The 25,639-nt window shown below is 71.5% G+C and carries 27 protein-coding genes and 1 riboswitch; of the genes, 10 read left to right on the top strand and 17 right to left on the bottom strand.

Going from position 1 to position 25,639, the window contains the following annotated elements:
* The first annotated feature begins 58 nt into the window (after nt 1-58).
* The gene (locus ABD333_RS12425) at nt 59-973 is read left to right on the top strand and encodes an ABC transporter ATP-binding protein (RefSeq protein ID WP_344540612.1); all 915 of its coding nucleotides are present in this window, start codon (nt 59-61) and stop codon (nt 971-973) included.
* Entirely contained in the window at nt 970-1,743 is a 774-nt protein-coding gene (locus ABD333_RS12420) for an ABC transporter permease (protein ID WP_344540610.1), read from the top strand. The genes ABD333_RS12425 and ABD333_RS12420 overlap by 4 nt, the downstream gene beginning before the upstream one ends.
* On the opposite strand, the gene ABD333_RS12415 is transcribed toward ABD333_RS12420, so the two are convergent.
* Nucleotides 1,724-2,239, bottom strand: coding sequence for a winged helix-turn-helix transcriptional regulator (locus tag ABD333_RS12415; RefSeq protein WP_344540608.1), 516 nt, complete (start codon nt 2,237-2,239; stop codon nt 1,724-1,726). The two genes, ABD333_RS12420 and ABD333_RS12415, sit on opposite strands and share 20 nt — an antisense overlap.
* A gap of 31 nt (nt 2,240-2,270) precedes the next feature.
* Complete coding sequence (locus tag ABD333_RS12410; RefSeq protein WP_344540607.1) at nt 2,271-3,338, bottom strand: amidohydrolase family protein; 1,068 nt, start codon at nt 3,336-3,338, stop codon at nt 2,271-2,273.
* A 99-nt stretch (nt 3,339-3,437) separates the two neighbouring features.
* Here ABD333_RS12410 and ABD333_RS12405 point away from each other — a divergent pair, with 99 nt between their 5' ends.
* Nucleotides 3,438-3,908, top strand: a complete 471-nt coding sequence (locus ABD333_RS12405) for a MarR family winged helix-turn-helix transcriptional regulator (RefSeq protein WP_344540605.1) — start codon at nt 3,438-3,440, stop codon at nt 3,906-3,908.
* 23 nt (nt 3,909-3,931) lie between these two features.
* Here the strand turns inward: ABD333_RS12405 and ABD333_RS12400 are convergent, their stop codons facing one another.
* Nucleotides 3,932-4,801 (bottom strand): LysR family transcriptional regulator, encoded by an 870-nt coding sequence (locus ABD333_RS12400; protein WP_344540603.1) that lies wholly within the window; start codon nt 4,799-4,801, stop codon nt 3,932-3,934.
* 76 nt (nt 4,802-4,877) lie between these two features.
* Between ABD333_RS12400 and ABD333_RS12395 the strand changes: the two genes are divergently transcribed.
* The 3 genes from ABD333_RS12395 to ABD333_RS12385 all read left to right on the top strand — a co-directional run bounded on the left by ABD333_RS12395 (nt 4,878) and on the right by ABD333_RS12385 (nt 6,688).
* A complete protein-coding gene (locus ABD333_RS12395; RefSeq protein ID WP_344540602.1) occupies nt 4,878-5,024 on the top strand; it encodes a hypothetical protein in 147 nt (48 codons plus the stop codon).
* A gap of 63 nt (nt 5,025-5,087) precedes the next feature.
* On the top strand, nt 5,088-5,888 hold the full coding sequence (locus ABD333_RS12390; protein ID WP_344540601.1) for a hypothetical protein: 801 nt from the start codon (nt 5,088-5,090) through the stop codon (nt 5,886-5,888).
* Nucleotides 5,885-6,688: an isocitrate lyase/PEP mutase family protein gene (locus ABD333_RS12385; RefSeq protein ID WP_344540600.1), complete on the top strand. Its 804-nt coding sequence runs from the start codon at nt 5,885-5,887 to the stop codon at nt 6,686-6,688. Before ABD333_RS12390 ends, ABD333_RS12385 begins: the two co-directional genes overlap by 4 nt.
* Here the strand turns inward: ABD333_RS12385 and ABD333_RS12380 are convergent.
* The 6 genes from ABD333_RS12380 to ABD333_RS12355 all read right to left on the bottom strand — a co-directional run bounded on the left by ABD333_RS12380 (nt 6,657) and on the right by ABD333_RS12355 (nt 13,936).
* Nucleotides 6,657-7,580 carry a hypothetical protein gene (locus ABD333_RS12380; RefSeq protein ID WP_344540599.1) on the bottom strand — a complete coding sequence of 308 codons (924 nt, stop codon included), beginning with the start codon at nt 7,578-7,580 and terminating at the stop codon, nt 6,657-6,659. The genes ABD333_RS12385 and ABD333_RS12380 overlap by 32 nt on opposite strands.
* A gap of 8 nt (nt 7,581-7,588) precedes the next feature.
* Nucleotides 7,589-10,609, bottom strand: coding sequence for an NACHT domain-containing protein (locus ABD333_RS12375; RefSeq protein ID WP_344540598.1), 3,021 nt, complete (start codon nt 10,607-10,609; stop codon nt 7,589-7,591).
* Nucleotides 10,610-10,723: 114 nt separating this feature from the next.
* On the bottom strand, nt 10,724-11,047 hold the full coding sequence (locus ABD333_RS12370) for a DUF1330 domain-containing protein (protein ID WP_344540597.1): 324 nt from the start codon (nt 11,045-11,047) through the stop codon (nt 10,724-10,726).
* A gap of 18 nt (nt 11,048-11,065) precedes the next feature.
* A complete protein-coding gene (locus ABD333_RS12365; protein ID WP_344540596.1) occupies nt 11,066-12,490 on the bottom strand; it encodes an NAD(P)/FAD-dependent oxidoreductase in 1,425 nt (474 codons plus the stop codon).
* 56 nt (nt 12,491-12,546) lie between these two features.
* Nucleotides 12,547-13,254, bottom strand: coding sequence for a GNAT family N-acetyltransferase (locus tag ABD333_RS12360; RefSeq protein ID WP_344540595.1), 708 nt, complete (start codon nt 13,252-13,254; stop codon nt 12,547-12,549).
* On the bottom strand, nt 13,247-13,936 hold the full coding sequence (locus tag ABD333_RS12355) for a carboxymuconolactone decarboxylase family protein (RefSeq protein WP_344540593.1): 690 nt from the start codon (nt 13,934-13,936) through the stop codon (nt 13,247-13,249). The genes ABD333_RS12360 and ABD333_RS12355 overlap by 8 nt, the downstream gene beginning before the upstream one ends.
* A 166-nt stretch (nt 13,937-14,102) precedes the next feature.
* Between ABD333_RS12355 and ABD333_RS12350 the strand changes: the two genes are divergently transcribed.
* From ABD333_RS12350 to ABD333_RS12340, 3 genes are read left to right on the top strand one after another with little or no spacing between them, the layout of a single operon-like run.
* On the top strand, nt 14,103-15,152 hold the full coding sequence (locus tag ABD333_RS12350; protein ID WP_344540592.1) for a GNAT family N-acetyltransferase: 1,050 nt from the start codon (nt 14,103-14,105) through the stop codon (nt 15,150-15,152).
* 30 nt (nt 15,153-15,182) lie between these two features.
* Entirely contained in the window at nt 15,183-15,968 is a 786-nt protein-coding gene (locus ABD333_RS12345) for a class I SAM-dependent methyltransferase (RefSeq protein ID WP_344540591.1), read from the top strand.
* Nucleotides 15,969-15,978: 10 nt separating this feature from the next.
* A complete protein-coding gene (locus tag ABD333_RS12340; RefSeq protein ID WP_344540590.1) occupies nt 15,979-16,863 on the top strand; it encodes a DUF4429 domain-containing protein in 885 nt (294 codons plus the stop codon).
* 22 nt (nt 16,864-16,885) lie between these two features.
* Here ABD333_RS12340 and ABD333_RS12335 read toward each other — a convergent pair whose 3' ends face one another.
* Nucleotides 16,886-18,157 (bottom strand): serine hydroxymethyltransferase, encoded by a 1,272-nt coding sequence (locus ABD333_RS12335; RefSeq protein WP_344540589.1) that lies wholly within the window; start codon nt 18,155-18,157, stop codon nt 16,886-16,888.
* A gap of 57 nt (nt 18,158-18,214) precedes the next feature.
* Nucleotides 18,215-18,300: riboswitch (ZMP/ZTP riboswitch) on the bottom strand.
* 51 nt (nt 18,301-18,351) lie between these two features.
* Between ABD333_RS12335 and ABD333_RS12330 the strand changes: the two genes are divergently transcribed.
* Nucleotides 18,352-19,203, top strand: coding sequence for a M23 family metallopeptidase (locus ABD333_RS12330; RefSeq protein WP_344540588.1), 852 nt, complete (start codon nt 18,352-18,354; stop codon nt 19,201-19,203).
* Between the two features lie 111 nt (nt 19,204-19,314).
* Here ABD333_RS12330 and ABD333_RS12325 read toward each other — a convergent pair whose 3' ends face one another.
* From ABD333_RS12325 to ABD333_RS12295, 7 genes are all read right to left on the bottom strand, one after another.
* Entirely contained in the window at nt 19,315-19,689 is a 375-nt protein-coding gene (locus tag ABD333_RS12325; RefSeq protein ID WP_151560602.1) for an RNA polymerase-binding protein RbpA, read from the bottom strand.
* Nucleotides 19,690-19,778: 89 nt separating this feature from the next.
* On the bottom strand, nt 19,779-20,018 hold the full coding sequence (secG, locus tag ABD333_RS12320; protein WP_151560601.1) for a preprotein translocase subunit SecG: 240 nt from the start codon (nt 20,016-20,018) through the stop codon (nt 19,779-19,781).
* 162 nt (nt 20,019-20,180) lie between these two features.
* Entirely contained in the window at nt 20,181-20,975 is a 795-nt protein-coding gene (gene tpiA / locus ABD333_RS12315) for a triose-phosphate isomerase (protein WP_344540587.1), read from the bottom strand.
* 3 nt (nt 20,976-20,978) lie between these two features.
* Nucleotides 20,979-22,166 carry a phosphoglycerate kinase gene (locus tag ABD333_RS12310; protein WP_344540586.1) on the bottom strand — a complete coding sequence of 396 codons (1,188 nt, stop codon included), beginning with the start codon at nt 22,164-22,166 and terminating at the stop codon, nt 20,979-20,981.
* 74 nt (nt 22,167-22,240) lie between these two features.
* A complete protein-coding gene (gene gap / locus ABD333_RS12305) occupies nt 22,241-23,245 on the bottom strand; it encodes a type I glyceraldehyde-3-phosphate dehydrogenase (RefSeq protein WP_344540585.1) in 1,005 nt (334 codons plus the stop codon).
* 383 nt (nt 23,246-23,628) lie between these two features.
* Nucleotides 23,629-24,606, bottom strand: coding sequence for a DNA-binding protein WhiA (gene whiA, locus ABD333_RS12300; RefSeq protein WP_344540584.1), 978 nt, complete (start codon nt 24,604-24,606; stop codon nt 23,629-23,631).
* Between the two features lie 61 nt (nt 24,607-24,667).
* Nucleotides 24,668-25,621, bottom strand: a complete 954-nt coding sequence (locus ABD333_RS12295) for a gluconeogenesis factor YvcK family protein (protein WP_344541554.1) — start codon at nt 25,619-25,621, stop codon at nt 24,668-24,670.
* Nucleotides 25,622-25,639: the final 18 nt, after the last annotated feature.

Below are 25,639 nucleotides of genomic sequence, written 5' to 3'. Positions count from 1 at the left end.
CCCGGGTCTCGCCGCCCGGCCGACGCGCCGCCCGGGCCCCGACCGGCAGCCTGGAGGCATGATCAGTGTTGCGAGCCTGACCAAGCGATATCGCGAGGTCGCGGCGGTCGAGGACGTCTCGTTCCGCTGCGAGCCCGGGACGGTCACCGGCTTCCTCGGCCCCAACGGCGCGGGCAAGTCCACCACCATGCGGATGATCTGCGGCCTCACCCCGCCCACCTCCGGGTCCGCGACGGTCCAGGGCGTCCCGTACCGCCGCATCAGCAACCCCGGCCGCCACGTCGGCGTCCTCCTCGACGCCGCCGCGCAGCACTCCGGCCGCACCGGCCGCGAGACGCTCGTCCTGACCGCGCAGGTCCTCGGCGTCGACACCGCGCGCGTCGGCGCGATGCTCGACCGGGTGGGGCTGCCGCCCAAGGCGGCCAAGCGCCGGGTCGGCGCCTACTCGCTCGGCATGCGCCAGCGCCTCGGCATCGCGCAGGCCCTGCTCGGCGATCCGACCGTGCTCATCTTGGACGAGCCCGCGAACGGCCTGGACCCGGAGGGCATCCACTGGATGCGCTCCATGTTGCGCGACTTCGCCGACCGGGGCGGGACGGTCCTGCTCTCGTCACACCTGCTCCTCGAAGTGGAGGCCGTCGCCGACCGGTTCGTCGTCATCGCGGGCGGCCGCATCGCCGCGCAGGGCACCAAGGGCGAGCTGCTCACCAAGCCCACCGGCGTGGTGGTGCGCGCCTTGGACGGCGCCGCCCTGCGGGCCGCGCTGGCCCGTGACGGGCTGCCCGCCCGGCCGGACGGCCAGGGCGCCTTCGTCGTGGACGCCTCCGCCGAGGCCGTGGGACGGGCCGCCGCCGCGACCGGAGCCGTCCTGCTCGAACTGCGCCAGGCCGGCGGGAGCGGCCTGGAGGAGCTGTTCCTCTCCCTCACCAACCCGGCCGCGGCGGCCCCGGCCCCGCAGGAGGCGCTCCGATGACCGCCATCACCGCACCGGCCCTGCTGAAGCCGGCACGCCCGTCCCTCCTCCGGCTCACCGCCGTCGAGGTCCGCAAGATGACCGACACCCGCTCGGGCCGCTGGCTGCTCATCCTCATGGGCCTGACCGCCGTGGCCATGATGCCGGTGGTGCTCTACGCGGTGCCGAAGCAGGACCAGACGCTGCCGGAGTTCTTCAGCGCCTCGCTGACCGGCGTCGCGCTCCTGCTGCCCGTGCTCGGCATCCTCTCGGTCACGAGCGAGTGGTCCCAGCGCACGGCGCTCACCACGTTCACCCTCGTGCCGGAGCGGCCCCGCGTCCTGGTCGCCAAGCTGCTCGCCGGCTCGGCCCTCGGGGCCCTGTTCGCCTGCTTCGGCCTCGTGACCGCGTTGATCGGCCGTACGGCCGGCGAGGTCATGGGCCGTTCGGACGGCGGCTGGGCGCTGTCCCCGGGCCGCTTCGGCCTGGCCCTGCTCATGGCGGTCATCGCGGTCTTCACGGGCATCGCGTTCGGCATGCTGTTCATGAACGCGCCGCTGGCGATCGTCTTCTACTTCCTGCTGCCCACCCTCTGGACGACGCTCAGCGAGCTGGTCGCCAAGCTCCGGGGGCCGGCGGGCTGGCTGGACACCAACCGCACGCTGGAGGCGCTCAGCGAGCCGGGCGTCACGGCCGGCGAATGGGCCCGCGTCGGCACGTCCCTCGCGGTGTGGATGCTCCTTCCGCTCGTCATCGGGACCCTCCGCCTCATCAGGCGGGAGGTGAAGTAGAGCCGCGGCCGAGCATGCGGGCGATCTCGCGGGTGCCCGGCCCGATCCGGGCGCCCGGACCCGGCTCGGCCGGCACGGCATCGGCGGTCAGCGCCTCGCCGCAGGCGGGGCAGCCGACGACGGGGGTGATCACCTGGCCGCAGGTCTCGTGGCGGACGATCATCGGGGGCCCGTCCTCGCCCGCCGTCCAGCGGTCGCCCCAGGCCATCAGCGCGAGCAGGATCGGCACGAGCTCGCGGCCGCGCTCGGTCAGCACGTACTCGTCGCGGGGCGGGCGTTCGCTGTAGGGACGGCGGGCGAGGACGTCCTCCTCGACCAGGCGCTCCAGACGCTGGGTGAGCACCTTGCGGGAGATCCCGAGATTGGACTGGATCTGCTCGAAGCGGCGCAGCCCGAGGTGGACGTCGCGGACGATCAGCGGCGTCCACCATTCGCCGAAGACATCGAGGGTCCGGGCGATCGAGCAGGAGAACTCGGCCAGCGAGGTGCGTTGCATGCCACCAGGCTAGTTGGTCTCCTCAAGAAACTCACGTGCGGCCACGTCCCCGGCGGGCCAGCCGGCCGGCGAGCGCCGGCATGAGGCGCAGGGCGTTGCCCTGGTAGATGGCGTGGCGCATGCGGTCGTTCAGCGCCGGGTCGCGTTCGAGACCGCGGGTGGTGTGCATGACGTCCGCGGCCGTCGTCTGCGCCCAGTCCGTGCCGTACAGGAGCCGCCCGGCACCGGCGGCGGCGAGCAGTGTGGGCGTGGCGTAGGGCGAGGGCGGCGCGGCCGTGTCGTAGTAGAAGCGGCGGACCGCCCGGCGGAACGCGGCGGGGCTGGGACCGCGCCCGGTCCTGCCCGCGTGCTCGATCCGGCCGCCGATGTACGGCAGGAAGCCCCCGGCGTGGGAGAGGATCACCGAGATCCGCGGGTGCCTGTCCATCGTGCCGGAGGCGACCAGGTTGAACGCGGCCCTCGTCGTGTCGAGCATGAAGTCGGCGATCCAGTCCTCCATCCCCGGGACCCCGGCGGCACCGCCGGGCAGCGGGCCGGGATGGGTGAAGATCACCGCCCGGCGCCGGTCGAGCTCGGCGAAGAGGGGGTCGAACGCCCTGTCCCCGAGGTAACGGCTCCCGTCGTTGGTCATCAGCAGCACGCCGTCGGCCTTGAGCACGTCGAGCGCGTACGCGGCCTCCCGCAGCGCGACGTCGATGTGGAGCAGCGGCAGGTAGGCGAAGAACCCGAACCTGGTGGGATGGTCGCGGACGAGGTTCGCCAGGTCCTCGTTGATGATCCGCGTCCCCGACACCGCCAGCGACCGGTCACGGAAGGCCATGGACGGGACCGGGGCGGACGCGACGCCGATGGCGATCCGGGCGCGTTCCATCGTGTCGAGCGTCTCCGACAGGCTCCACTGTCCCCAGCGCGGCCCGCCCTTGGGCGGCAGCAGCCCGTGCTCGACCGCCCATTCGCGCATCTCCGGCGGAACGGCGTGGTGGTGGGTGTCGATCCGGAAAGGGCGCCTGGCGGGGCTCGCGGCGTCCGCGGCGGCCGGGCCGAACCCGACCGCGGCCGTGGTGAGCGCGGCCGCCTGAAGGGCCCGCCGCCTGCTCATGTCCTGCATCGCATCTCCCATGCTCGTCGGAGCCGCCCGCTTGAGAGCATATAAGAAAGTCTCACTTGAGACTATATGCTCTGCCACTACCATGGAGCCGTGGACACACCGGAGACGTCGGTCCTGGGCGACCCGCGCGACGACGACCTCGCACTGGGACTCCTGCTGGCCACGGCGCACTTCAACTCCCGCGAGAGGCTGGGCGAGCGGCTGCGGCCGTTCGGCATCGAGGTCCGTCACTTCGGCGTGCTGTCGGCGCTGCACCGGCACGGGCCGACCAGCCAGCGGCATCTGAGCGAGCTGCTCGACCTGGACAAGTCGGCGATGGTCCGGATCATGGACGAGCTCGAACGGTCCGGGCTGGCCGCCCGCAACCGCGCCGCGCACGACCGCCGCGCGTACGCGATCGAGCTCACCGCCGACGGCCGCGAGCGGCTGCGGTCGGCCCAGGCGGAGGCGGCCACGGTGGGCCGGGAGGTGTTCGGCTGGCTCCGGCCCGCCGACCGCGAGCGGCTCGTCGGGCTGCTGGAGGAGCTCGTGGCGCGGACCGAGCCGTCATCGCCGGGCTGACCGGTGGCCTCGGACGCGGCCGATCAGCCGGTCAGGTGGTCCAGCAGGGCGGCGGCGGCCGGGTTGGCCGGCCGCGGCGTGCGGCCGGCGAGGACCGTGGTGCGGGCGGGATCGGGCTGGCGGATCGTGAGGCAGGGAAGTCCCGCCCGCTCCCCCACGGCACGCGGGACGATCGCGATGCCGATCCCGGCCCTGACGAGCTCGACGAGCAGCCTGATCTGGGTGACCTCGCAGGTGATGTGCCGATCCAGGCCGCAGCCCGCCGCCAGCCGGCGCACGGCCGCCTCCAGGCCCGTTCCGGCGCGGAAGTCCACGAAGTGCTCCTCCGTCAGGCTCGACAGGAGCGCACGGCGCTGCCCGGCGAGCCGGTGGCCGGGCGGCGTGACCAGGACCAGCTCCTCCTCCCAGGCGCCGAAGGCCGTCAGCCCTTCCGGGACCGCAGGGCCCGCCGCGGCGAGGTAGGCCAGGTCCAGCTCGCGGGCGAGCAGCCGGTCGACGAGCTCGCCGACCGGCGCCTCGTGCACCGAGATCTGGACGCCCGGCCACTTGAGGTGGAACGCGGCGAGCTCGGCGGCCAGATCGACGCGGGTCAGCGTCTGGAAGGTGCCGATCGCCACCCGTCCCGTCGCCAGCCCGGTGACCGCGGCGACCGCGTCCCGCGCGGCCGTCGCGTCGGCCAGGAGCGCACGGGCCGCCGGGAGGAACGCCTGCCCCGCGGGCGTGAGCACCGGCCGCCGCCCGGTGCGGTCGAAGAGGTCCGCGCCGAGATCGTGTTCCAGCTTGCGGATCGACGTGCTCAGCGCCGACTGGGCGATCAGCTCCGCGCGGGCCGCCGCCGTGAAGCCGCCGTGGACCGCGACGGCCACGAAGTGCCGGAGTTGCCGCATCTCCATCCATCTACATTAGCGATGGCTGGTAGCGAAATGATGTGTTGGACCGATCGCCCGGACGGGGACCAGGCTTGTTCTCATGAACCGCGTTCCCACGCTGTGGTCCGTCGCGTACGGGCCTGACCGATCACCCGTGACCCGCCACCTCGTCCGTGCGTGGCTGAAGCTCATGGCCTTCGCGCGGGACCTCGCCCGCGCGGACCACCATCCCTTCGCGAGCCTGTAGAGGCATGCCCCGCGGGCGTACGTTTCGGCGGGCGTCGAAACGATCGCGCCCTACCGTCGCCACATGGAGATCCGCACCCATGCCGGTGTCACCGCCCTGCTGTCCGACGAGAGCTACACCGTTCCCAGCGTCCCGGGTCAGGCCACGCGGGGCACACTGCGGTGGCTGCGCCAGAACGTGTGCCGGTTCAGCGAAGGCGAAGTCCATGACCGCCGTGTGGCCATCGTGCAAAAGGAACTGGCGCAGATGGACCCTGCATCCCTCTACGACGAGGCCCGCGAACGTGCCACAGCCATCTTGGAGGCCTCGCCGCCAGATCCGATCGAGGCCGTCGCCCGCCCCGTACCGACCGCCGTCCTCGGCCGCGCCTTGGGCGTGACCGACCTGGACGCCCTTGTCAAAGTCGTCCCGACGGCGGCGGCCGTCTATCTGACAGGCACCGACCACCCAGGCGAGGCCGATGAGGCCGTCGCCACCCTCGCCGCCCTTCTCGGCCCCGGACCCGACGAGGAGGTCGCCAACCGCATCGCGATCCTGACGCAGTCCTGTGAAGCGACCGCCGCCCTGATCGCCAAGACCGCCGCCCGTCCCGGCGCGGACACCGAGAGCGTCATCGCCGAAACCCTCCGCTTCGACCCGCCCGTCCCCGCTCTCCGCCGCCTGGACCCCGGCGGCCGCCCCGTGACCCTGGACGTCAGGTCCGCCAACCAGGAAAACTCACCACATCTGACGTTCGGCGCAGGCAGACGCCCCTGCCCAGGTGCCGAACACGCCGTCCGGCTGGCCGCGGGCGTCCTCGACGCGCTCCGCGCCGTAGACTTCGGCCGCGGTCGAAGCATTCCGATTCTACGGTCGAGGACATGACGAGCACCTTCCACGCCTTGCACCACGGCGACAAGCCGTTGCTCCTGCCGAACGCCTGGGACTTCGCCAGCGGCGCCCTCCTCGCCGAGGCGGGTTTCCCCGCCATCGGCACCACGAGCCTCGGGGTCGCGGGAGTGGCGGGGAAGCCGGACGCCTCGGGTGACACCAAGGAGGAGACCATCGCGCTGGCGCGGACGCTGGCACGCCTGCCGGTCCCGGTCACCGTCGACCTTGAGGGCGGTTACTCGGAACGGCCCGACGAGGTGGGCGCGCTGGTCGGGGAACTGGCCTCGTTCGGGATCGCCGGGGTCAACCTCGAAGACGGGCTGGCCGATGGAACGGTGAGGCCGGTCGGTCACCTCGTCGCGGTCATCGAGGCGGTCAAGGCCGCCGCGCCCGAGGTCTTCCTGAACGCGCGGACGGACCTGTTCTGGCTCGGGAAGGGTTCCCGCGACGAGACGCTGGAGCGGACCAACGCCTATGCCGACGCGGGCGCGGACGGAGTCTTCGTGCCGGGCGTCTCCGCGGACGACGACGTGCGCGCGCTCGTCCAGGGCACCCCGCTGCCGCTGAACGTCCTGCACCTGCCCGGCCGTACCGACTTCACGCGCATGGGTGAGCTGGGAGCGCGCCGCGTGAGCTGCGGCTCGCTGCTCTATCGCGCCGCCCTGCGCACGGCGCTCAACACGGCCCTCGACATCGCCGGCGAACCCGCCGACCGCCCGATCCCGTCCTACGCCGACGTCCAGAAGGTGCTGACGACGCCGGTCACTCGTTCTCCAGACCCGCAAGCCACATGATCGGCTCCAGCACGTTGACCGGAACGACGCGACCACGGATCACCGCCGTGCCGCTGTCCGGGTCCACCCAGTGGTTGGAAAGCTCCCCGGCCTTCCAGTCCTGGGAGCCGTCATCCAGATAGAAGCCGATGGACGACGTCGCGAAGATCTGGATTTGTACAGGTGCGAAGTACTCCCCCAACGCGGGCAGCACCAGTCCCCCGCAGTCACTCGCTGCGGACAGGCTCTGATAGAGGAGTTCCGGCACCCGCACCATCGGGAACCCGTGGGGATCGTGCGGCGCCCTCGTGAGAAGTCCCTGCTCGACGGCGGCTCGGACCAGCCGTTCATCGTCCAGCTTCGAGATGCAGAAAGCCATGCGCTGCGGAAGCCTCCCCTGCATCCGCGCACCGCCGGTCCGGACGGACAGCTGGGCGAGCACACCGTGGAGGTGCTCGAACGCGTCTCCGATGGCGGCCTCGCGGATCGCGTCGAAGAAATAGACGATGCCGTCGCTGGCGGCCAGCTGGTCGAGCAGGGCACCCCGCACGCCGCGAGCGGCGGCCCCCCTTCCGAAGTCTCCGCCCGGGCGATCGAAGATCCGCAGCGGAATCCGGACCTCACGGTCGACGTTCAGGCGTCTGCCATCCCAGCTCCGTCGCCGTTCCGTCTCCGTGGCGACGAGCGCCACGTCGACCTCCGTCGCCGCCGCCGTCGCCGCCGGGAAGAGCCTCTCGACGGCGATGCGATGCGCCCCGTCAGTCACGGCCTTCGCAGAAGCGTCATTCAGGCCGATCAGCTGCGAACTCTGCTCACCCTGCGCGGCGGCGATGCTCAGAGCGTTCAGGAACGTCGTCTTTCCGCTTCCGGGCGCTCCCCACAGCGTGATCTCACACCGGGATCGCACGTCCATGGCCTCCATCAGCCACCCTCCGTCCAGCCGAGAATGAGCGCCTCGCCCGGCGCGCCGGAGTGCAGGCGCCGGCCGAGCAGCGTGATCCCGGCCGCTATCTCACAGAGCGCACGGGTCGTGGCCTGATGGGTCAGGCCGGCCTGGGCGGCCAGGCACAACGCCATCAGCCGGACAGCCGATATGTCGTCCGAGGTGGGTTCTCGTCGGCGTTCGAAGACAGGGATCGCCTCGTTCCGCAGGTTCTCGGCCACCCATGAACTCCAGGTCCGGGCGGACCCTTGGCCCGACAGCCGCTGGACGGCCGCAGTGGATTCCCTGACCAGGTCTGCCAGCGCCTCCATTCGGACCACGTACGGCCCTCGGTCCCCTCCTGCCATCTGGATCACCCTCTCGGAGAACCCGTGCCGCACGGCCTCCGGCATGACCGTCAGTGCCGTGAAAGAGACGGCCTCACCCAGGGCATGGCCGAGCATCGCCCGTGCCACCCTCTCGAAGTGGACCGGTGGGGGCACGGTCAGTGACCAACTCTGGTCCGTGAGAACCTCGTGACTAAGCCAGAGCTGCGCGGCGTCCCTAACGACGAACCGTGTGGGACCCATGCGACCGGCCTGCGGAGCGAACGCGAGAGCCGCACGCAGATCGGCCGCGATCGTCCGCATCCGACAGTGGAGCAAGTCCGGCCTCGGAGGGCCGCCGGCCCGGTGCGGAACGCTCATCGACACGACACGCAGGACCAGACGGGCAGCGGGAAAACCGGTGTCCATGAGCCGGCTGATCTCAGCCAGCCTCCCGGGGTCCGCCCGGTCCGCGCATTCCTCGGCGAGGAGCGTGACCAGCTCGCTCAGCATGGCCAGTCTGATCGTTGCCGACATCTGCTCTAGGGAGGCGGGGTCCACCAGATCCCTGAGGTCGTCCGCGAGCGCCTCCGCGAGGACGCTCTCGTCGAGCACGTTCGCCTCCTCCAGCCCGGCGGGGGTCCATCTCCGCTGAAGCCCGTCCGCCCGGCTCACCCAGGCGCTGGGGACACGGCGGCCGAACGCGCGCCGGGCGGCCGGACCGTCCAGCTCCTGCCCGGTGGGCAGCCGGGCGACCTGTGCGCCGACGGTCCTGTTGACCCAGGCGACGAAGGCCTCGGCGTCCTCGTGGCGTATGCCGGTGACGGAGTCGTTGTGCGAGGCGGGCGGGAGCGGAACGTCGGGCGGACGGTGCTCCCCGCGCGCCTCGGCGTCGTCCAGGAACAGCCGGTAGAGCAGCCCGCCGACCGGCTCCGCGCACAGGTGCCCGTTGTCCTCCGCACGAAAGCGCCGCCGCATCTGACGGGACAGCAGCACGTGGGTGAGCAGGAGGCGCTGTTCCGGGGCACCGGCCAGGCTGGTCGTGATCAGTTCGTTGAGCCGCCGCCGGAGGTCCGGGGCCAGTTCGGGGTTCTCGTCCGCGCAGTCCAGGGCCAGGGCCAGCGCGTCAGGGGTGCCCGATTCGAGCGCCGCCACCACGATCGGGTCGGCCGGTGCCCGGTTGACGTACAGGAGGATGCTCTCCCGCCACCACGAGTCGTCGATCGCCTCGACCAGCGGGCCCGGCTGACGCTCGTCCCGGAGGAACGCGGCGGCGAGGTACTCCTGGAACGTCAGGTGAGCGAACGAGTAGACGCCCTCCTCCGTCTCCACCATGAGGCCGCTGGTGGCAACGTCGGCCACGAACTCCTCGGGCGTGACGGTGTCGGACAGCCGGTTCAGGGCCGGTGACACCTCCGCCAGAAGGGCCTCCTGCGGCAGGTCTCGTATCCGTAGCCGCATCATGGTGTACGCGAGGCCGCGCAGCACCCGTTCCTTGTGCTCGCCTCGCAGGCCTGTGCTGAGGCGTTTGGCCAGCTGCCTCCGCCAGAGCATGACCTCGCAGATGTCGCGATAGAGATCGCTCCGGCTGCCGGGCAGGGCGCTGTGGAAGCGATGCACGTTGGCGATCATCGTGAGCAGCAGCGGGTTGGTGGTGAGGTCGTAGAGTTCGGGCGCGAGCTGCAGGCGCCCGAGGAGGTCCTCGGCCGACTCGTCGGCCAGGCGCCGGGTCGCCTCCCCGCTCTCCCCCGTGCTCAGGCTCTCGGTGGCGAGATACCAGCCGCGCACGAACCGTTCGACCTGGGCGTCGGTGAACGGCCGCGCCTGCAGCACGACCGCTCCCGCGATCGGAGCCGCACGGTAGCCCTGAGGCCGCGCCGTCACCACGTAGTCGTTGCCGGGGAACCGCTGGATCTGGCTTTCCACCCAGGCTGAGACCTCCCGGCGGCGGTCCTCCGAGGCGATCTCGTCCAGCCCGTCGAGGAGCACGACACAGCGCCCCTCGTCGGCCCAGCGCTCGACGGTCCCGGGCGGGGCCAGCGCGCCGAGCCCGCCCACGGACATGGTGATCAGCTCGGGCAGCGTCGTCGTGCCGGTCATGGCCTCCTGGTGCTCGCGAAAGTAGATCAGAACGGGCAGGGACCTGTGATCGGTCGGCGGCAGGCGGCAGAGGTCCTGTGCGGTGTGGCGCAGCAGCGTCGTCTTGCCGCTGCCCGGCGCGCCGGTCACGGCGACGCGGCACGGTTCGGGCAGGCCGAAGAAGTCCCCGAGCGAGCGCCGCTCGGTCTCGCGGCCCGGAAGGTCGGCCAGCGGATGGCCGGAAAGCCTGTGCGGTGCCCGGTGCGCCAGGCTCACGTCGACGTAGACGTCTTCGAGTTTGGGCGTGTAGGGCCCGATGGTCGCCAGGCCCCGCTGGTCGATGAACGTGATGCCGTCCAGCACGTACTGGCGGTACCGCTCCTCGAACTCCGCCGCCGGAAGCGCGCCGCCCGGCGCGCGGGCCGCGCCACCGGCCGAACGGCGGCGCTGCGCCCAGTCGAGCAGCGCGGCGAACGCGGCGGCGGGAGCCAGCCAGACCCACGCGACGACGCCGCCGTTGAGGATCTGGTTGATCGCGACACCGAGCACGACCGTCAGCACGACGACCGCCGCGTCGAGCCCCACCCGCCGCAGTTGTGGCCTGGTCACTGTCATCGTCCGAACGCTCCCCCGGTCACTGACGGAGAAGAGTCAACACACGATCCGCGCCAACCGCAGTAAAGCGCCGCATCCGATGACGAAATGCGACCTACGCCCGGCCGATGGAAGTCACTCCTTCAGGAGGGGGCGCAGGTCGTCGAGCTTGTCGAACAGATGCCAGACGTAGGCGGACGAGCCGTTCTCGCGGTGCGGGTGCAGATCGGCCAGCGCGGGGTCGCCGCGGTAGGAGTCGAAGGCCTCCTTGGACTCCCACTCCACGAGGATGAGCACCTGGCGGGGTTCCACATCGCCGGTGACCTGCTCGCGGAACCTGCCGAGGGCCACGACCCGGCCGCCGTGCGCGGCGACCTCGCGGGCGGAACGGCGGGAGTAGGCGAGGTACTCGTCACGGTCGGCGACGTCGAAGAGATTGAGCGCGTAAACCGGGGCCATCAACGCACGATAGCCGGTTCAGTGGCCGGTGATCGTGTCGGCCACATGGGCGAGGAGCGAGGTGCGCGCGGAGGACGAGGCCGACTCCCGCGCGTCGGCGGCGCGGTAGAGGGCGTACATCGCCTGGACGCCGAGCCAGCGGAGGGGCTCGGGCTCCCAGCGGCGGACGCGCCAGTTCACCCAGGGCAGCGCCGTGAGTTCGCTGTCCTCGCGCAGCACGAGATCACGCAGCGTCCGCCCGGCGAGGTTGGCGGTCGCCACGCCGTGCCCGGTGTAACCCCCGGCGTGGCCGAGACCGGACTCGTGGTCGACCACGACGGTGGAACACCAGTCCCGCGGGACGCCGAGCACGCCTGACCAGGCGTGGGCGACCCGCGCCTCCCCCGCCACGGCGGGGAACATCTCCGTGAGCATGCGCCACAGGACGTCGATGGTCTCCGGCTGCGTGCGGCCCGCGTCGTCGATCCGGGACCCGTACCGGTAGGGCCTGCCGCGTCCGCCGAACGCGATGCGGCCGTCGGCGGTGCGCTGCGCGTACACGTAGTAGTGGGCCATGTCGCCGAGGAGCTCGGCGTTCTCCCAGCCGACGCGTGCCCAGACGTCCGCGGGCAGCGGCGTGGTCACGATCATCGAGCTGTTCATCGGCAGCCAGTCGCGATGGTGGCCGGACAGCGCGGCGGTGAAGCCCTCGGTGGCGCGGATGACGTGCTCGGCGGTGACGGTGCCGTAGGGAGTCGTCGCGGCCGGGCAGACGTGGGCCGTGCGCGGCCGGATCCGCAGCACCGGGGTCCGCTCGAAGATCTCCACGCCCAGGGCGCGGACGACACGGGCCAGCCCCCGGGCCAGCGCGGCGGGCTGGACGCGGGCGCAGTGCGGGCTCCAGACGGCGCCGACCGCGCCCTCGACCCGGATACGGTCGCCGGGACCGGTCACGACGAGATCGTCCTCGGTCCACCCCCACTCGCGGGCATGCCTCACCAGGCCGGTCAGGCGCGCGCGCTGAGCCTGGTTGCGGGCGACGGTCAGAACGCCGCCCTTCACCACGTCCGCGTCGATGCCTTCCTCGGCCGCGACCCGCACGACCTCGTCCACGGTGTCGAACATGGCCCGCTGCAGAGCCACGGTGGCGTCCTTGCCGTGGCGCCGGGCGTAGGCCTCGCGGGACCCGGCGAGCTCCCCCACGACCCAGCCGCCGTTACGGCCGGAGGCGCCGAATCCGGCGAACTCCTTCTCCAGCACGACGATGCGCAGGTCGGGCCGCGCGCGCTTGAGGTAGTAGGCGGTCCAAAGTCCGGTGTAGCCGGCGCCGACAATGCACACGTCGCAGGCACGCGGCCCCGGCAGGCGGGAACCGGGCTCGGGCACTCCCCCGTCGCGGAACCAGTACGAGACATCCCCGTTGACATGATCATCGGCACGCGGTGCGGACGGTGTCGAACCCATGGCTCCATACTGGCGTAATCAGCGACCAAAGGCAGCGGGTCACACTGAATCAGTCGTCAGGCGTCGATGGAGTGCCGAGATCCGTGCCAGCTGGCGCGTTCGGCCTGGTAGTGGCCAGGGTCGCCGTTCGGGCGCATGCCCAGCCGTTCGGCCAGCTCGGCCGAGGCCACGTTGGCCTCGTCGATCTCGGCCGTGACCCGGCGGAGCTGGAGCACCTCGAACGCGTAGGCGAGGACCGCGCGCGACGCCTCCGCCGCGAGCCCCTGCCCCCACCGGTCAGGTTCGAGGCTGTAAACGATCTCGACGTCGGCGCCATGACCGCGCAACCCCGCGACCCCGACAAGCGCGCCCCCAGGCATCACCGCGTCGACCGCATCACCGAGCGAGACCGCGCCACCGCGCGAGACCGCACCGCCACGCGAGACCGCACCACCGCGCGAAGCCGCATCACCCCGGAAGGCCGCACCGCCCCGGAAGGTCGCGTCGTCGCAGGAGGTCGCGTCGTCGCGGGCGGGCGCATCGCTGCGGTAGGTCGCGCGGATCGCCCATAGGCCGTAGCCCTCGGTGGCGAAGTCTCGCTGGCTGGCCGCGATGATCTCGGTGACCTCCAGGGCCGAGAGCGTCTTGTCGTCGAAGAGGTGGCGGCGTACGTGCGGTCCGGTCCAGTGCGCCAGCAGCGCGCCGTGATCGCTCATGCTGACCGGGTGCAGCGCCAGCCGCTCGGTCCGCAGCACGTCATCGCCCATGTCCACGCTGTCACTCATGCCCACGCTCTCTCCACTCGGGGGCCGGTCCGGGTTCCTTCCAGACCGGAGCGGGCTCGCCTTCAGGCACGCCCGCCCGGAACACACGCAACTGCAGCGCCAGTGCCGCGTAGTAGCCGACCAGGGTGACCAGCTCGACGAGGGCGGAACGGCCCAGGGTGGCGACCGCCTCGGTGTAGAGGGCGTCACCGAGGTCGCGTTCGGCGGCGAGCTGCCGGGCCGCCTCGTACACCACCCGCTCGCGCACGTCGGCCAGCATCGGCGCCCGGCCGTCGCGCAGGGCGTCGAGCTCGTCGTCGGTCAGGCCGGCCCGGCGGCCGACCCGCTCGTGTGCGTACCACTCGAAGTCCGAGCGCCAGTGCTCGGCCACCACCAGCGTCGCGATCTCCCGTTCCCGCCGGGTGAACGAGGTCCGGAAGCGCAGCGCCGCGCCGAGCTCCTGCAGCGGAGCGCCGACCGCGGGGCTGTAGAGCATGGCGTTGAACGGGCCGAGGAGGCGGCCGGCGTCGTCGACGAACCGGAAGGCCGCCGCCCGACCGCCACGCGGACCGCCGCGCACCGCGTCGTACACCTCGCGTTGCTCGTCGCTCAGCATCCCCGGTGGCAGGAGGGGCAGCCGGGCGGGACGACCGGTGGTCACGGGTTGATCGTTGACGTCCTCACCACTCAGCGGGTCGATCACTTACGGAACGGTAGGCGGTCGGCGCACGGGCCTCAAGCCCGTCCCGAAAGGTGAAACCGTCAGCTCATGATGACGTAGCGATTCCGTAACAGCGACGGGCGAACGTGGCCGATGCACCCAGCACCGAACGATCCACCCGAAAGCACGCCGACCAAGGGACACCGCCATGCCGCTCCTGCGCATCCGCACCGAGATCGAGGACAGACCGGGACGCCTGGCCCTGCTGACGGCGGCGCTGGCCAGACGAGGCGCCAACATCCTCGCGTTGAACGTCCAGGTGGACACCGAGGGGGTGGTGGACGAGTTCGTCGTCGCCGTGCCGTCCCGCGGTGACTCGCCGGACGAACTGCGGGCGGCGCTGGAGGACGCGGGCGGCGTGCGCACGGCCGTCGTCCCGGCGACCCCTCACGAACTGGTCGACGAGCCGACCCGGGTGCTGGCGCTGGCCGCCCGGCTCCGCACCGAGCCGCACGCGCTCCCGGCCGTCCTCGCCGAACTGCTGCGCGCGGACTCGTCGGACTGGGCGGCGCCGGAGGCGGAAGCCGCCGACGCGCTCGTGGTCCCCGTAGGGCATCGCCGGGCGGTACGGCTGCGGCGCCCGGGCCTGCCGTTCACCACGACCGAGGCGGCGCGCGCCGACGCTCTCGTCCGCGCCGTGCTGCCCGCCGGAGACCCGCGGCCGGTCTCCCGGAGGGTGGCGCTGCGCGACGGCACGCGGGTCGTCGTCCGGCCGATCGAGCGCGGCGACGCCGAGGCCGTTCGCGCGATGCACGGACGCTGCTCGCTCGACAACCGGAGGATGCGCTACTTCAGCGCCAAGCCGTTCCCGTCGCGGCGGGCGGTCGAGCTGTTCTGCGACCCCTCGCACGGCCTCACGTTCGTCGCCGAGGGCCCCGACGGGTCGCTGCTCGCGCTGGCGCATCTGATGCACATGCTCGACCCGGGCGTCGCAGAGCTCGGCTTCCTTGTGGAGGACGCCTGGCAGGGGCGTGGCCTCGGCCGGGCGCTGGCCGAGCTGCTGCTGGTCCAGGCACGCGACCGCGGGCTGGTGGAGCTGCGGGCGACCGCGCTGAGCGAGAACGCGCGCATCCGGCGGCTGCTCGGCTCGCTCGGCGGGCGCACCGTGCGCACAGGCGAGCCCGGGATCGTCGAGGTCAGGCTCCGCCTCGACGGCCGTCCTGCCCGCACGGGATCAGAGCGGGCGGTCCGGCGCTAGCTGCACTGTCCGTCCTGGCAGGATGGCCGGGTGACCGGCATCTATGACGATCCGTGGGCCTACGAGCTGGCCTGTTCGTTCCGCGACGTGCCTGCCGAGGTGGACGTTCTGCTGGCCTGGTACGCCGAGCACGCGGGCAGGCCGGCCCGGACCGTCCTCGAGCTGGCCGCCGGGCCGGCCGAGCACGCCCGCGAGTTCGCCCGGCGCGGCATCCGGGCGACCGCGCTGGACCTCAACCCGGCAATGTGCGCGTACGCCGCCAAGCAGGCCGGGCTCGCGGGCCTGGAGGTCGAGGTGGTGCGGGCGGACATGACCGACTTCGACCTCGGCCGCCGGTTCGACCTGGTCGTCACCATGCTCGACTCCACCTCCCACCTGATGACGCTCGACGCGTTCACCGCCCACCTGGGCCGGGCCGCCGCGCATCTGGCGGACGGCGGGCTCTACATCGTGGAGATGTCGCATCCCAAGGACCGGCTCACCGACGAGCCCAGCGTCGGAACGGCCTGGCGGATCGACCGCGAGGGCGTGCACGCCACCGTGCGCTGGGGCGAGCCCTCCGACCGGCTCGATCCCGTCACGCAGATCGCCGCCGACCACGTCACGATGACGATCACGGAGGGCGGGCGCGAGCCCCGGGTGATCCACGACGTCGTGCCGTACCGGTTCTGGACGGCGACCGAGCTCACCGCCGCGGTCCGCCTGTCCGGCGCGCTGGAGCCGGTGGCGCGGTACGGGGACTTCGGGGACGTCGGGCTCGCCGATCCGGAGGCCTGGCGGATGATCACGATTCTCCGGGGCGCGGAGCCGTCCTAGGATCTCGGGCATGGAGGTCATTGGGCGCGACGGCACGTGGACGTTCGACGGCGAGGTACTCCGGATCGTCCCCGGCCGTGACCGGGGGGTGCACAAGCTTCGCAGGGCTCTCGGCGAACTGGTCGTCCCGGTGACGGCGATAGCCGGGGTGGCTTACGAGCCGGGCCGCAAGGGCGGGCGGCTCCGGTTGCGGCTGCGCGCCGCGGCCGACCCGTTCAGCCAGGCCGTCGCGGGCGGCCTCGCCGACTCCGCCGCCGACCCGTACCGGCTGTCGGTCGACACCGGGCGCACGGGCGTGGCCGAGTACTTCGTCGACGAGGTGCGCAACGCGCTGATCCTCGAACAGGTGCCGGACGGACCATGCGACCGCTATCTCATGCCCGGGCCGCCGGTGCCGGTGAGCGCCTCGGCGGGAGACGGGACGGCCTCGTTCGACGGCGAGCGCGTCCGTCTCGAATGGAACTGGATGGCCAGTTCCAAGAAGGAGGAGGCGGGGCCGCAGCTGTTCGAGCTCGCTGAGATCGCGGGCGTGGAGTGGTCGCCGCAGTCCGGGATGGGATACGGCTGCCTGCGCTTCAGGCTCAGGCAGAGGCAGGGCGACTCCAGGGCGGTCACGGCCGAGGACGACCCCCAGTGCCTGGCGTGGGGCATCCAGAAGGAGGGCGGCCTGACCGCGCTGGTGGCGGCCGCGGTCGTCGCGCGGCTGCCGCATCCGGCCGCACCGGCGATCGAGCAGGCGGCGCCGGGCCCGGAGCCCCGTGACACCGAGACTCCGGGCGAGGATCACGACACGCTTCTACGGAGGCTCCGCGAACTGGGCGCGCTCCACAAGGAGGGCATCCTGGACGACGAGGAGTTCGCCACGGCCAAGCAGGCCCTGCTCCGCCGCTTCTGACGACGCCGCGGCATGCGCCGCGTCACGGCGTCGGCGCCCACCCGGGCATCGGATAGGCCGCGAGCAGCTCGCGTACCTGACCGGCGATCCGGGCCAGTACGGCCTCGTCCTGCTTGGCGGCGGCCTGCACCACCTCGTCGATCCAGGCGGCCACCTGCGGCATCTGCCGCTCGGTCAGGCCGCGGGTGGTGATCGAGGCGGTGCCGAGGCGCAGGCCGGACGGGTCGAACGGCTTGCGCGGGTCGAACGGCACCGCGTTGTAGTTGAGCTCGATCCCGGCGCGGTCGAGGGCCTGCGCGGCGGGCTTGCCGGCGACCCCCTTGCTGGTCAGGTCGATGAGGATCAGGTGGTTGTCGGTGCCGCCGGACACCAGGTCGTAGCCGCGTTCGAGCAGGGCGCCGGCGAGGGCGCGGGCGTTCGCCACGATCTGGCGGGCGTACGCGGCGAACTCGGGCCGCGCGGCCTCCTTGAGCGCGACCGCGATGGCGGCGGTGGTGTGGTCGTGCGGGCCGCCCTGGAGGCCGGGGAACACCGCCTTGTCGATCGCCTTGGCGTGCTCCGCCGTGGACAGGACCATCGCGCCGCGCGGGCCGCGCAGCGTCTTGTGGGTGGTGGTCGAGATGACCTCGGCGTGCCCGACCGGGGAGGGATGGGCACCACCGGCGATGAGCCCGGCGATGTGGGCGATGTCGGCGGCGAGCACGGCGCCCGCCTCCCGGGCGATCTCGGCGAACGCGGGGAAGTCGATGGTGCGCGGGATCGCGGTGCCGCCGCACCAGATCAGCTTGGGCCGCTCCTTCAGCGCCAGGTCCCGGACCTGGTCCATGTCGACGCGTCCCGTGTCGGCGCGCACGTCGTAGCGCACGGGCGTGAACCACTTGCCGGTCACCGACACCGACCAGCCGTGCGTGAGGTGACCGCCCATCGGCAGCGACAGGCCCATCACCTTGTCGCCGGGCTCCAGGAACGCCATGTAGACCGCGAGGTTGGCGGGCGAGCCGGAGTACGGCTGTACGTTGGCGTGCTCGACGTCGAACAGGGCCTTGGCGCGTTCGATCGCGAGGAGCTCGATCGGGTCGACGTTCTGCTGGCCCTCGTAGTAGCGGCGGCCCGCATAGCCCTCGGAGTACTTGTTGGTGAGGACCGAGCCGGTGGCCTCCAGTACGGCGGGCGAGACGTAGTTCTCGGAGGCGATGAGGCGGATCTTCTCGTACTGGCGGCGGGCCTCGGCCTCGACGAGTCCGGCGATGTCGGGGTCCTGGTCGTGCAGATGGGGGATGGCCAGCTGATGCATGAACAACCTCCGCGCTGATCACGCCGGGGCTCGTGACGGGAACCCCCGGCTGAGGGACCCGTACACCCAGGCGCGCGGTGTGCGGACGGTCTTCGCTCCCCGGTGGTGATTCCACCTTGACTGCGCCAGTCGCGTGGGCGCCAGCATAGCCCAGACCGGATTGACGGAATTCCGGAAATCCGTACGCTGGTGTCATGAGGTCCTTCATCCTGCGCGCGGCCCGCTTCAAGACGCTGATGGTCCTGCTGGGCGCCGTCATCAGCCTTTCGACGTTCCTGCACGACGTGGGATGGGTGCTGCTGGGCGGACTGGTCGTGATGGTCGCCGGGTTCGCGCTGATGACGGTGAAGCCGTCCAGGACCGGCCCGGAGGCGTTCAGGGGCAGGCCCGCCGGCACGACGGCCGCCGCCGGGCCGCGGCCCGTCCAGGCTCCGGTACGCGGACGCTGGATCGCCGTCAACAGCCCTGCGGACAAAGTGCCCAGCCACGGCGTGGACGCCTACGGGCAGACCTACGCCGTCGACCTCGTCCACCACGACGAGGACGACGAGTGGTCGGCGATGCGCGCCTGGCCTCCGGCGCGGCGGGCCGGCGCGTTCTCCGGGTTCGGAAAGCCGATCTTCGCTCCGGCCGACGGCGAGGTCGTGCGTGCCTCCGGCTGGCGACGCGACCACTGGAGCCGCAACTCGTGGATCACGCTCCCGTTCATGATGATCGAAGGCATGCTGCGCGAGCTGGGCGGTCCCGGCTTCATTCTCGGCAACCACGTGATCCTCGACCTCGGCGACGGCACGTACGCGGCGTTCGCCCATCTCAAGCGCGGCTCGATCAAGGTCAGGCGCGGTCAGCGCGTCCGGGCCGGCGAGCACCTGGCCGACTGCGGCAACTCGGGCAACACCTCCGAGCCGCACCTGCACTTCCAGCTGATGGACCGGCCCAGCCCGATCGTCGCCAACGGCGTCCCCTTCGTCTTCGACCGTTACGAGGCGGCGGACGGTGAGGAACACCGCGGCGTGCCGGCCGCCGGATCGGCGATGAGACGGTGACGAGACCCGTCCTGGAAAGCGTCTGAGCACGCAAAAGGCCCGGCTCCCCGAGGGAGCCGGGCCTTCGCCATGTCCGTGCGTCCGCCGCTCTCGAGCCGGCGGCGGGCGGTCTCAGACGCGGGCGGCGGCCTCCATGGCGGCCTTGACGGCGGCGCGCTTCTGGCGCAGCTTGGCCAGGGCCTCCTCGAGGATGGCCTCGCCGTCCTCGTCGCTGCGCCGCTCCTTCACGTACGCCAGGTGCGTCTTGTAGGGCTCCGTCTTCGGCGGAGCGGGGGGGTTGTCGGAATCCTGGCCCGCCGGGAACCCGCAGCGCGGGCAATCCCACGTGTCGGGCACCGCGACGTCCGTCGCGAAGCTGGGGCGGGTCTCGTGCCGGTTGGCGCAGTAGAAGGTCACCCAGACGCGGGGTGCCGCGTCCCCGCGCTCGGCCTCTCCCATCGGCCCTGCCCCGACACGGCTGCCCCGAATCGCGTTGCCACTACCCACGGACTACTCCTCGCTCAATGTTCCGCTGCCGCCCGCCGGCCTGACCCCGGCCGGAGCGGCGATCGTTCGTGTGTGCCGGACTGTCCGGCTCAGGCGCCCTTGCTCTTGAACAACAGGCCGAGGACGATGATCGAGGCGAACCAGATCACGCCCGTGCCGATGGTCAGCCGGTCGAGATTGCGCTCCACCACCGACGAGCCGCCCAGCGAAGACGAGACGCCGCCGCCGAACATGTCGGACAGGCCGCCGCCCTTGCCCTTGTGCATCAGGACGAGGACCACCATCAGCAGGCTCGTGAGGATGAGCACGATGGACGTTGCGAGAATCACTGCAGTTGCGCCTCTTCTGGCCACCCCCGCTGGCGCGGGGCTTGTCGTATCAAGGACGGAGGAACGAGCCGGGCGGTTTACCCGTCAGCTACGAAGGGTACGACGAACTCTTCGCTGGTTCGTCAAGAACCCCCATGTCGTCGCCGAATTGATCAGAATTGATCAGACGGGCAGGTCCCGGTACCGGCAGATCTTGACGAACTCACCCGGGTCGAGGCTGGCACCTCCGACCAGTGCCCCGTCCACATCGGGCTGGGCCATGATCCCGGCGATGTTGGCGCCCTTCACCGACCCTCCGTACAGGATACGTACAGAGTCGGCGACCTCGCCGTCATATAGCTCGGCGAGCCGGGCCCGGATCGCGCCGCAGACCTCCTGGGCGTCCTGCGGGGTGGCGACCTCGCCGGTGCCGATGGCCCAGACGGGTTCGTACGCGATCACGATCGTCCTGGCCTGGTCGGCGGGGATCTTCTCCAGCCCGCCGTCGACCTGGGCCAGCGTGTGGGCGACCTGCTCGCCCGCCTTGCGGACGTCCAGGCCCTCCCCGACGCACATGATCGGCGTCAGGTCGTTGGCGAAGGCCGCCTTCACCTTGGCGTTGACGAGCGCCTCGTCCTCGTGGTGGTACTGGCGGCGCTCGGAGTGCCCGATCACCACGTACGAGCAGCCGAGCTTGGCCAGCATCGCCCCGGAGATCTCGCCGGTGTAGGCGCCGGAGGCGTGCTGGGAGAGGTCCTGCGCCCCGTACTGGATCTGGAGCCGGTCGGCGTCCACCAGCGTCTGCACCGAGCGGATGTCGGTGAACGGGGGGAGCACGACCACGTCGACGGCCTCGTGGTCGGCCTCCTTGAGCCCGAACGCCAGCTTCTGCACCAGCGCGATCGCCTCAAGGTGGTTGCAGTTCATCTTCCAGTTGCCGGCCATGACCGGCTTGCGTGCGGGGGCCTTGGGGGCCATGGTTCAGTCCTCCAGCGCTTGCAGGCCGGGCAGCGTCGTGCCTTCGAGGTATTCGAGGCTGGCGCCGCCGCCGGTCGAGATGTGGGAGAAGGCGTTCTCGTCGAAGCCGAGCGTCCGCACGGCCGCGGCGGAGTCACCGCCGCCGACGACGGTGAACGCGCCGGAGTCGATCAAGCCCTGCGCCACGGCGCGGGTGCCGTGGGAGTACGGCTCCATCTCGAACACGCCCATCGGGCCGTTCCAGAACACCGTCTTCGTCCCCGCAAGCCGGGATGCGAACAGCTTCCCGGACTCGGGGCCGATGTCGAGGCCGAGCCGGTCGGCCGGGATGGCGTCGGCGGCCACCACGTCGTGGTCGGCGTCGGCGGCGAAGGCCGTGGCGGCGACGATGTCGACCGGCAGCACGAACTCCACCCCCGCCTCCTCGGCGCGGCGCAGGTAGTCGCGGACGGTGTCGAGCTGATCCGCTTCGAGCAGGCTCTGGCCGACCTCGTGGCCCTGGGCCTTGAGGAAGGTGAAGACCATGCCGCCGCCGATGAGGATGCGGTCGGCCTTGCCCAGCAGGTTGTCGATCACGCCGAGCTTGTCGGAGACCTTGGAGCCGCCGAGCACCACCGCGTACGGCCGCTCCACGTCCTCGGTGAGCTTCTTCAGGACCTCGACCTCGGTGACGATCAGACCACCGGCCGCGTGCGGAAGCCGTCGCGGCACGTCGTAGACGCTGGCGTGCTCGCGGTGCACCGCACCGAAGCCGTCGCCCACGTACACCTCGGCGAGGGCGGCCAGCCTGTCGGCGAACGCCCCCCGCTCACCGTCGTCCTTGCTGGTCTCCCCCGCCTCGAAACGGAGGTTCTCCAGCAGCGCGACCTGGCCGCCGTCAAGCCCGGCAACCACACCCCGCGCGGACTCGCCCACCACATCCGTGGCGAACGTGACGTCGGCACCGAGCAGCTCCCCCAACCGCACGGCCACGGGTGCGAGCGAGTATTCAGACTTCACCTCACCCTTGGGACGGCCGAGGTGGGCGCAGACGACGACCTTGGCGCCCTTCTCCCGCAGCGCCTGGATCGTCGGCACACTGGCCCGGATCCGGCCGTCGTCGGTGATCTTCCCGTCCTGGAGCGGGACGTTCAGGTCCGCGCGGACCAGCACCCGCTTCCCGGCGACGTCGAGATCGTCAATGGTGCGCATCGAAACGCGTGTCCTTCCGGAATACGCCGCCGCCGTGATCACGTGCGGTACGTGATCACGGCGGAACGAGGAGACTAGAGGCTGGAGCCGACGAGCTTGACGAGGTCGACGAGGCGGTTGGAGTAGCCCCACTCGTTGTCGTACCAGCCGACGACCTTCACCTGGTCGCCGATGACCTTGGTCAGCCCCGAGTCGAAGATGCAGGAGGCCGGGTCGGTGACGATGTCGGAGGACACGATCGGGTCCGCGGTGTAGGTCAGGTAGCCCTTCAGCGGCCCCTCGGCGGCGGCCTTGAACGCGGCGTTGACCTCGTCCACGGTGACCTCGCGGCCCAGGGTCGCGGTCAGGTCCGTGGCCGAGCCGGTCGGCACCGGAACGCGCAGCGAGTACCCGTCGAGCTTGCCGTTGAGCTCGGGCAGCACCAGCCCGATCGCCTTGGCGGCGCCCGTCGACGTCGGCACCACGTTCAGCGCGGCCGCGCGCGCCCGGCGCAGGTCCTTGTGGGGGGCGTCCTGGAGGTTCTGGTCCTGGGTGTACGCGTGGATCGTCGTCATCAGGCCCTTCTCGATGACGAAGTTGTCGTGCAGCACCTTGGCCAGCGGAGCCAGGCAGTTGGTGGTGCAGGACGCGTTGGAGATGACCGTGTGGGCCGCCGGGTCGTACTTGTCCTCGTTGGCGCCCAGAACGAGAGTGACGTCCTCGTTCTTGGCCGGCGCGGAGATGATGACCTTCTTGGCGCCGTTGTCGGCGTGCACCTTGGCCTTCTTGCCGTCGGTGAAGAAGCCCGTCGACTCGACCACGATGTCGACGCCGAGGTCGCCCCACTTCAGATTGGCCGGGTCACGCTCCTCGAACGCCTTGATCGCCTTGCCGCCCACGATGATCTCGTCGGCGGTCGCGGTGACCTCCTCGGGGAAGCGGCCGAGGATGCTGTCGTACTTGAGCAGCGTCGCCAGTGTCTGGTTGTCGGTCAGGTCGTTGACCGCCACGACCTCGATGTCGGCCCCGCTCGCCTTGATCGCGCGGAAGAAGTTGCGGCCGATGCGGCCGAACCCGTTGATGCCTACTCGGATGGTCACGGAACGCCACTCCTCGTACGTCGATGTCCAGCATGCTGCGGAGGAGCCCCCAGGGCCCTCCATCAGCGACCCTACCGAACCGAGGCCCCCCGCATCGCCACCGGTCCCGGTGATCTACCGGGTAAGTCTTCCTCCCCCACCAGAGGGATCCAACCCGCCCAGCCAGCGGTCGAGACCGGCCCGTCTAGACCAATCCCCCAAATCCCGCGACCGCGTTCAAGCGGCGATCACGGTCGCACAGACCCGCATCCGCACGCGATTGCGCTACCTGAGCCGGAGCGAGCGCCAGCGAAGCTCCGAGCGAAGATCGCGAAGCGATGTCGCAATCGCTGCTTTTGTGGTTCGGGTCTGAGCCGCCAGGCGAAGACCCGAGGCCACTAAAGCTAAGAAAGCATGTCAGCCGTCAGGTTGGCTTCGGTGCCGGGGACGCCCTGGTCCTGGGCGCGCTTGTCGGCCATGGCCAGCAGACGCCTTATACGGCCGGCGATCGCGTCCTTGGTGAGCGGCGGGTCGGCGAGCTGGCCGAGCTCTTCCAGCGAGGCCTGCTTGTGCTCCAGGCGGAGCCTGCCCGCGTTGACCAGGTGCTCGGGTGCGTCGTCGCCGAGGATCTCCAGCGCGCGGGCGACGCGGGCGCCGGCCGCGACGGCGGCGCGGGCGGAGCGGCGCAGGTTGGCGTCGTCGAAGTTGGCGAGCCGGTTGGCGGTGGCGCGGACCTCGCGGCGCATCCTCCGCTCCTCCCAGGCGAGCACGCTGTCGTGCGCGCCGAGCCGGGTGAGCAGCGCGCTGATCGCGTCGCCGTCCCGCACGACGACCCGGTCGACCCCGCGGACCTCCCTGGCCTTGGCGTGGATCTTGAGCCGGCGGGCGGCGCCGACGAGCGCGAGCGCGGCCTCCGGGCCCGGGCAGGTCACCTCCAGCGACATCGAGCGGCCGGGCTCGGTGAGCGAGCCGTGCGCGAGGAACGCGCCACGCCAGGCCGATTCGGCGTCGCAGGCCGCTCCCGCGACCACGTGCCGCGGCAGCCCGCGCACGGGCCGCCCGTTGTTGTCGATCAGACCGGTCTGCCTGGCCAGCGACTCGCCGTCGCGGAACACCCGGACGACGTAGCGGTTGCCTTTGCGCAGGCCGCTCGGCGCGAGCACCACCACGTCCGAGGTGTGCCCGAACACCTCGGCGATGTCCTTGCGCAGCCGCCGGGCGGCCGAGCCGGTGTCGATCTCCGCTTCGATCACGATGCGCCCGCTGACCAGATGAAGGCCGCCGGCGAAGCGCAGCAGCGTCGACACCTCGGCCTTGCGGCAACACGGCTTCATGACGGACAACCTGCTCAGCTCGTCCTTCACCAACCCGGTCATCGCCATAGATGAACCCTCCCCCTAATGAAACTTCCAGCAGTCTGGCCGATCGCGGCCCGCGCGGTCGTCAGTCGGCGAATATCTGTACGAAGGCTTGGGCCAGCAGGGTGGGATCATGACGTGGCGATCCGTCCGCCGCCGCGACGTCGGCGAGCACCAGGCTGCCGCCGAGGGCCTGCACGGCCTTGTCGAGGGCCGCGGTGTCGTCGACGACGCCCCGGTCGGCGAGCACGACGTCGATCCGCAGATCCGGGGCATGCGCCTGCAATACCTCCAGATGGGTCTGCGGCGAGAAATCGTCGGTCTCCCCGGGTTGCGGCACCAGATTCAAGGCGACGATCCGCCGTGCGCGGGTGCGGGTCAAGGCCTGGGCGAGCTCGGGCACCTTCAGGTGCGGCATGACGCTGGTGAACCAGGAGCCCGGGCCGAACACCACCCAGTCGGCCTCGTCCACCGCCTGCAGCGCCTCGGGGCACGCGGGCGGGTCGGTCGGGACGAGGGAGACGCTCAGCACCGTCCCGGGCGTCTTGGCGCACGCCACCTGGCCCTTGACCCGGGAGACGGCGTCCGGGCGTGCCGGGTCGGCGCCCCGCACCTCCGCGACGATGTCCATCGGCACCGAGGCCATCGGCAGCACGCGCCCGTGGGCGCCGAGCAGGCGGCCCACCCAGTCGAGCCCCTCGACGGCGGCCTCGGCCCCCAGCAGCTCCCAGAGCGCGACGATCAGCAGGTTGCCGACGGCGTGGTCGTGCAGGTCGCCCTGGCTGCGGAACCGGTGCTGCACCACGTCGCGCCAGGTCTGGCCCCACTCGTCGTCGCCGCAGAGCGCGGCCAGCGCCATCCGCAGGTCGCCCGGCGGCAGCACGCCGAGCTCCTTGCGCAGCCGACCGCTGGAGCCGCCGTCGTCGGCGACCGTCACCACCGCGGTCAGCCGTTCGGTGACCCGGCGCAGCGCCGACAGCGACGCGTAGAGGCCGTGGCCCCCGCCGAGCGCGACGACCTTGGGCCCAGGGGGGTTCACCGTGCCGCTCGTCTCCTC

The sequence above is a fragment of the Actinomadura fulvescens genome (genome assembly GCF_039533225.1).
Taxonomy (GTDB): Bacteria; Actinomycetota; Actinomycetes; order Streptosporangiales; family Streptosporangiaceae; genus Spirillospora; species Spirillospora fulvescens.
Note: the sequence above shows the minus strand (reverse complement) of the source record. Positions and strands in the feature narration are given on the sequence as shown.